Annotated in this window: 5 protein-coding genes; all 5 read left to right on the top strand. The window is 60.9% G+C overall.

The genetic code is table 11. The features are described 5' to 3' along the window. The first annotated feature begins 314 nt into the window (after positions 1 to 314). The 5 genes from ACQ4OE_RS14830 to ACQ4OE_RS14810 all read left to right on the top strand — a co-directional run bounded on the left by ACQ4OE_RS14830 (position 315) and on the right by ACQ4OE_RS14810 (position 6345). The gene (locus ACQ4OE_RS14830; protein ID WP_430947065.1) at positions 315 to 1763 is read left to right on the top strand and encodes an alanine/glycine:cation symporter family protein; all 1449 of its coding nucleotides are present in this window, start codon (positions 315 to 317) and stop codon (positions 1761 to 1763) included. Positions 1764 to 1931: 168 nt separating this feature from the next. Further along, on the top strand, positions 1932 to 2936 hold the full coding sequence (locus ACQ4OE_RS14825) for an asparaginase (protein WP_122592903.1): 1005 nt from the start codon (positions 1932 to 1934) through the stop codon (positions 2934 to 2936). A 166-nt stretch (positions 2937 to 3102) separates the two neighbouring features. Further along, a complete protein-coding gene (locus ACQ4OE_RS14820) occupies positions 3103 to 4095 on the top strand; it encodes an AraC family transcriptional regulator (RefSeq protein WP_430947064.1) in 993 nt (330 codons plus the stop codon). 127 nt (positions 4096 to 4222) lie between these two features. Beyond that, positions 4223 to 5248 carry a histone deacetylase family protein gene (locus ACQ4OE_RS14815; RefSeq protein WP_430947063.1) on the top strand — a complete coding sequence of 342 codons (1026 nt, stop codon included), beginning with the start codon at positions 4223 to 4225 and terminating at the stop codon, positions 5246 to 5248. Continuing rightward, positions 5245 to 6345: a polyamine ABC transporter substrate-binding protein gene (locus ACQ4OE_RS14810; protein ID WP_430947062.1), complete on the top strand. Its 1101-nt coding sequence runs from the start codon at positions 5245 to 5247 to the stop codon at positions 6343 to 6345. Before ACQ4OE_RS14815 ends, ACQ4OE_RS14810 begins: the two co-directional genes overlap by 4 nt. Positions 6346 to 6391: the final 46 nt, after the last annotated feature.

Here is a 6391-nt window from a genome sequence, read left to right as displayed (position 1 = left end):
CCACTCAGAAACACTCCCCACTCCTACAAAGGCCCGACGCCGGTAACGTCGGGTGTTTCAAAGCCTCGTTTCGTCGCTTGCACCACTCCTGTGCAGACGGGCGCGCCACTGATCGGTATAGTGCCGCCCCTCTTCGCGTGAGCGGTCGTCGGTAACGAGGCCATAACCCATGCGAAACCCGAACTAATAACAAACCCGCGAAATGGACCGGGACGAAACCTTCGCCTCACCCGTCGTGCCGCGCGCACACCGGTGTAACACGATGTTTCTTCCATCCAGCATTTGCTTACACAAAAAACAGCGAGGAAAAATCCATGCTCGAAGTCATCAACGACTTCCTCTCAGGGAAAGTACTGATCGTGCTCATTGTCGGGCTCGGTAGCTACTTCACGATTCGCTCGCGTTTCGTTCAATTGCGTCATTTCTTCCACATGTTCGCGGTGTTCCGCGACAGCCTCAAAGGCAATGCCGGGCAACTCAGCTCGTTCCAGGCCCTGATGCTCAGCCTCGCCGGCCGCGTCGGTGCAGGCAACATTGCGGGTGTCGGGATCGCCGTGACGCTGGGTGGCCCAGGTGCAGTGTTCTGGATGTGGGTGACCGCACTGGTCGGCATGTCCAGCAGCTTCTTCGAGTGCACCCTGGCCCAAGTCTACAAGCGCGCCGACGGTGACGGCTTGTACCGCGGCGGCCCGGCGTACTACATCCAGCACGGTCTTAAGCTCAAAGGCATGGCGGTGGTGTTTTCCGTCCTGCTGCTGGTCACCTACGGCTTCGCCTTCATTGGTCTGCAGTCCTACACCGTGACCCACTCACTGCAGAACGCCTTTGAGTTCAATCCACAACACACCGGTATCGTCCTCGCGGTGCTGCTGGCCATCACCTTCCTCGGTGGTATCAAGCGCATCGCCTCGGTGTCCGACCTGCTGGTGCCAGTCAAGACCCTGGCTTATATCGGCGTGACCCTGTACGTGATCGGCACCCAGATCGAACACGTGCCAGCCATGCTGGAAACCATCTTCAAAAGCGCCTTCGGCCTCGACCCGGCCTTTGGTGGCCTGCTCGGCAGCGCCATCGTCATGGGCGTGAAGCGTGGCGTGTTCGCCAACGAAGCGGGTCTGGGCAGTGCGCCTAACGTCGCCGCCGTGGCTGCCGTGAAGCACCCGGGTGCGCAGGGCGTGGTTCAGGCCTTCAGCGTGTTCCTCGACACCTTCGTAATCTGCACCTGCACCGCGCTGCTGATCCTGCTGTCGGGCTTCTACACCCCGGGCTTCGAAGGTGACGGCATCGTCCTGACCCAGAACTCGCTGGCCGCTGTAGTCGGTGACTGGGGCCGCATGTTCGTCAGCGTTGCGCTGTCGCTGTTCGTCTTCACCTGCATCCTCTACAACTACTACCTGGGCGAGAACAGCTTGCAGTTCCTCACCCGCAACCGCGCTGCGCTGATGATTTTCCGTGGCCTGGTGCTGGCGCTGGTGGTCTGGGGTTCGATGCAGGATCTGTCGACCGTGTTCGCCTTCGCCGACATCACCATGACCTGCCTGGCCTTCGTCAACCTGGTGGCTTTGGCCATGCTGTTCAAGGTCGGCATGCGCGTGATGCGCGACTACGACGGGCAGCGCCGCGCCGGCATCAAACAGCCGGTATTCGATTCCAGCAAATTCAATGATCTGGATCTGGACCTGAAAGCCTGGCCGGCCAACCCGTCTGCCGCTGCCGGCAAGACTGAAGCCGAGCCGCAAGGCGTACCTGCAGCGCAACGCTGACAGGTGAATGACGGGCGCATCCCCTGCGCCCGTCAGTTACAGTTCGGAAAACTGTGGGAGCGAGCCTGCTCGCGAAGGCGATCTGTCAGTTGATATATATGCTGACTGGCAGACCGCTTTCGCGAGCAGGCTCGCTCCCACAAGGTATTCATCGTTTCGGAGAATCCTATGAACCCTTCGACTTATCCCGCCGCCCAACACGTCATGGTGCTCTACACCGGTGGCACCATCGGCATGCAGGCCAGCGCCAATGGCCTGGCCCCGGCGTCCGGCTTCGAAGCGCGGATGCGCGACTATCTGCACAGCCAGCCTGAACTCGTCGTACCACAGTGGCGCTTCCGTGAAATGTCGCCGCTGATCGACAGCGCCAACATGACCCCGACCTATTGGCAGCAACTGCGTGAAGCGGTGGTTGATGCAGTGGATGTGCAAGGCTGCGACAGTGTGCTGATCCTGCACGGTACCGACACGCTGGCTTACAGCGCGGCAGCCATGAGCTTCCAGCTACTCGGCCTGCATGCCCGCGTGTGCTTCACCGGCTCGATGCTGCCGGCGGGCGTCACGGACAGCGATGCCTGGGAAAACCTCGGCGGTGCGCTGGTTGCACTCGGTCAGGGTCTGGCGCCGGGCGTGCACCTGTACTTCCACGGCGAACTGCTGGCCCCGACCCGTTGCGCGAAAGTGCGCAGCTTTGGCCGTCATCCGTTCAAGCGCCTGGAGCGTCAGGGCGGCGGCGTGAAAGCCCCTTCGATTCCAGCGTCGTTGAATTACAACCAGCCGAAGCAACTGGCCAAGGTTGCCGTGCTGCCGCTGTTCCCGGGTATCAGCGCCGAAGTCCTCGACGGTCTGCTCGACAGCGGTATTCAGGGGCTGGTGCTGGAATGCTACGGCAGCGGTACCGGGCCGAGCGATAACCCTGAGTTCCTCGCCAGCCTCGGCCGCGCGCGGGATAACGGCGTCGTGGTGGTCGCGGTCACGCAGTGCCATGAAGGGGGCGTTGAGCTGGATGTGTATGAAGCGGGCAGTCGTTTGCGCGGTGTTGGCGTGTTGTCCGGGGGTGGCATGACTCGCGAGGCCGCGTTTGGCAAGTTGCACGGGTTGCTCGGTGCAGGGCTTGAAGTTCAAGAAGTGCGCCGACTGATCGAGCTCGACCTTTGCGGCGAACTGATCTGACACAACGCAATACCCTGTAGGAGTGAGCCTGCTCGCGATAGCGTTCTGTCAGGCGCCATAGAGTTTACTGACCGTCCGCTATCGCGAGCAGGCTCACTCCTACATTTTGATCTTCATACGGCATGCAACTTGCTGCATTCCCGCCATCTCAAGGCTGGAAGATCCCATGCTCCACTCCCACCTCACCACCCTGAACGCGGTCTCGCTGATCCTCAACACCTTCAAGGCCGAAGGCCTGTCGAGCGAGGCGTTGCTGGCCGGCAGCGGTATCAGTGCGGCGGATTTGAACCGCGCCGACACGCGCATCACCACCAATCAGGAGATGCAGGTCTGCGCCAACGCGGTCGCGCTCAAGCATGACATTGGTCTGGAGCTGGGCCGGCGCATGCATGTTTCCTGCTACGGCATCCTCGGTTACGCCCTGCTGACGTGTGCCACCTTCGGTGACGCTTTGCGCCTGGCGATCCGTTATCCGGCGCTGTTGGGAACACTTTTCGAACTGAGCCTGGAAGACGATGGCGAGCGTGTCTGGTTCGTCGCCGCCGATTATCGTGAGAGCCCGGCGATGGCGGTGTTCAACGCCGAGTTCTGCCTGGTGTCGCTGAAAGTCATTTGCGATGACCTGCTCGGGCATCCGCTGCCCTTGCTCGCTACACGGTTCGAACACGGCGCGCCGGACTATCGCAACAGTTATGCCGAGCACTTCGACAGCCCGCTGCATTTCGCCGCCAAGGACAACGCCTTCGCCTTCGATCGCCACTGGCTCGATCAACCGCTGCCGCTGGCCGATGGCATTACCCATCAAGCCATGGCCGAACGGTGCCGCAAGCAGAATCTTGAGTTCACCGGGCGTCAGGCATGGCTCGGGCGCATCCGCCAATTGCTCAGCGCCCAACTCAACGCTGCGCCCGGGCTGGAAGGTCTGGCGCAACAGATGAAGTGCTCGCCACGCACGCTGCGCCGGCATCTCAAGGACATGGGCAGCAGCTATCAGGAACTGCTCGATGAACTGCGCTTCGAGCGGGCCAAGCAGATGCTCTGCGAGGATCAACTGCCGATCTACCGGATCGCCGAAACCCTTGGCTTCAGTGAGACCGCCAGTTTCCGCCATGCCTTTGTGCGCTGGAGTGGCGTGGCGCCGAGCCAATTCAGAGCCTGAAGAAGGGGCGAATTGCGGTCAGGATTTTTGGCCATATCGATCCCCTTTTGGCCTTTCCTGCCGTTCTCCGATTCGCTCCGCGCCGCAACACTGGACGCAACCGAATCAGCCCTGCGGAGAACAACAAATGCTGACGATCTACTCAGACGATCACCACTTGCACCATGGCCGCTGCGAACTCATCGATGGCCAGCTCAAACCGTGCTTCGAGATGCCGTCGCGCGCCGACCATGTTTTGCAACGGGTGAAAAACCAGAACCTCGGCGCGGTCGAAGCGCCGAAGGATTTCGGCCTGGAGCCGATCGCCCGGATCCACAGCCGCGACTATCTCGACTTTTTCAAAGGTGCATGGGATCGCTGGACCGAACACAACACCGACGGCGATCTGCTGCCCTACACCTGGCCGGCGCGCACCCTGCGTGCGATCAAACCGACCAGTCTGCACGGCCAGCTCGGCTATTACAGCTTCGACGGCGGCGCACCGATTACCGCCGGCACCTGGCAAGCGGCGTACAGCGCGGCACAGGTAGCCCTCACCGCTCAGGCAGAAATCCAGCGCGGCGCACGTGCGGCTTTCGCCCTCTGCCGTCCACCGGGACACCACGCCGCCAGCGATTTGATGGGCGGTTATTGCTACCTCAACAACGCCGCCATTGCCGCGCAAGCGTTCCTCGATCAAGGCCATAAAAAGGTCGCGATCCTTGACGTCGACTATCACCACGGTAACGGCACGCAATCGATTTTCTACGAGCGCAGCGACGTTCTGTTCACCTCGATCCACGGCCACCCGGAAGCGGAATTCCCGTTCTTCCTCGGCTATGACGACGAGCGTGGCGACGGCGCCGGTGAAGGCTTCAACTTCAATTATCCGCTGCCAGCCGGTTCCGGTTGGGACGTGTGGAGCGCGGCGCTGGATCAGGCCTGCAACGAGATCGACCGCTACGGTGCCGACATCATTGTCGTATCCCTCGGCGTTGATACGTTCAAGGACGATCCGATCTCGCAATTCAAACTCGACAGCCCGGATTACCTGGCGATGGGCAAGCGTATCGCCGCCCTCGGCAAGCCGACCCTGTTCGTCATGGAAGGTGGCTACGCTGTGGAAGAAATCGGCATCAACGCGGTCAACGTGCTGGAAGGTTTTGAGCAATGAAAAGCCTCACGCACGTCATCGCGCCAGCCCTGTGCGCCGCGCTGCTGAGCGGTGCCGTCCACGCTGAAGAACGCACGTTGCGCGTCTACAACTGGTTCGACTACATCACGCCCAAGGCACTCGAAGACTTCAAGGCGCAGAACACCCAGACCAAACTGATCTACGACATCTTCGACACCAACGAAGCACTGGAGGCCAAGTTGCTCACCGGCAACTCCGGCTACGACGTGGTGGTGCCGTCCAACGTGTTCCTCGCCAAGCAGATCGAGGCCGGGGTGTTCCAGCCGCTGGATCGCAGCAAGTTGCCGAACTGGAATCACCTCGATCCGAAACTGATGAAGCTGATCGAAGCCAACGATCCGGGCAACAAGTTCGCCGTGCCGTACATGTACGGCACCATCCTCATCGGTTTCAACCCGGCCAAGGTCAAAGCGGCGCTGGGCGACAACGCACCGGTGGACAGTTGGGATCTGATCTTCAAGGAAGAAAACATCAGCAAGCTCAAGCAGTGCGGTGTCGCCCTGCTCGATTCGCCGTCGGAGATTCTGCCGCTGGCCCTACAGCACCTCGGTCTCGATCCGAACAGCAAAAACCCGGCGGATTACGCCAAGGCTGAAGCGCTGTTGATGAAGATCCGCCCGTACGTGACTTACTTCCATTCGTCCAAGTACATGGCCGACATCGCCAACGGTGACATCTGCGTGGCGGTCGGTTATTCCGGCAGCTTCTCGCAAGCCGCCAATCGCGCCAAGGAAGCCAAGAACGGTGTGGTGGTCGACATGCGTCTGCCGAAAGAAGGCGCGCCGATCTGGTTCGACATGCTCGCCATTCCCAAGGGCGCGAAGAACACCGAGGACGCCTACACCTTCATCAATTACCTGCTGCAACCGGCAGTGATTGCCCCGGTCAGCGACTTTGTCGGCTATCCGAACCCGAACAAGGACGCCAACGAATGGGTCGATCCGGCAATCCGCAATAACCCCAACCTGTATCCAACCGATGCGGCGATGGGCACGCTGTACACCCTGCAACCGCTGCCTCGCGATGCCGAACGGGCGCGCACTCGCGCCTGGACCAAGATCAAGTCCGGCACCTGAAATCGCATCTGCCAGGCCAAGGCTCGTACACGTACGGGCCTTTTTT

This window comes from Pseudomonas sp. WC2 (assembly GCF_050586545.1).
Lineage (GTDB): Bacteria > Pseudomonadota > Gammaproteobacteria > Pseudomonadales > Pseudomonadaceae > Aquipseudomonas.
The sequence above is the reverse complement of the archived record's forward strand: the minus strand, read 5'-3'. Positions and strand labels throughout refer to the sequence as shown.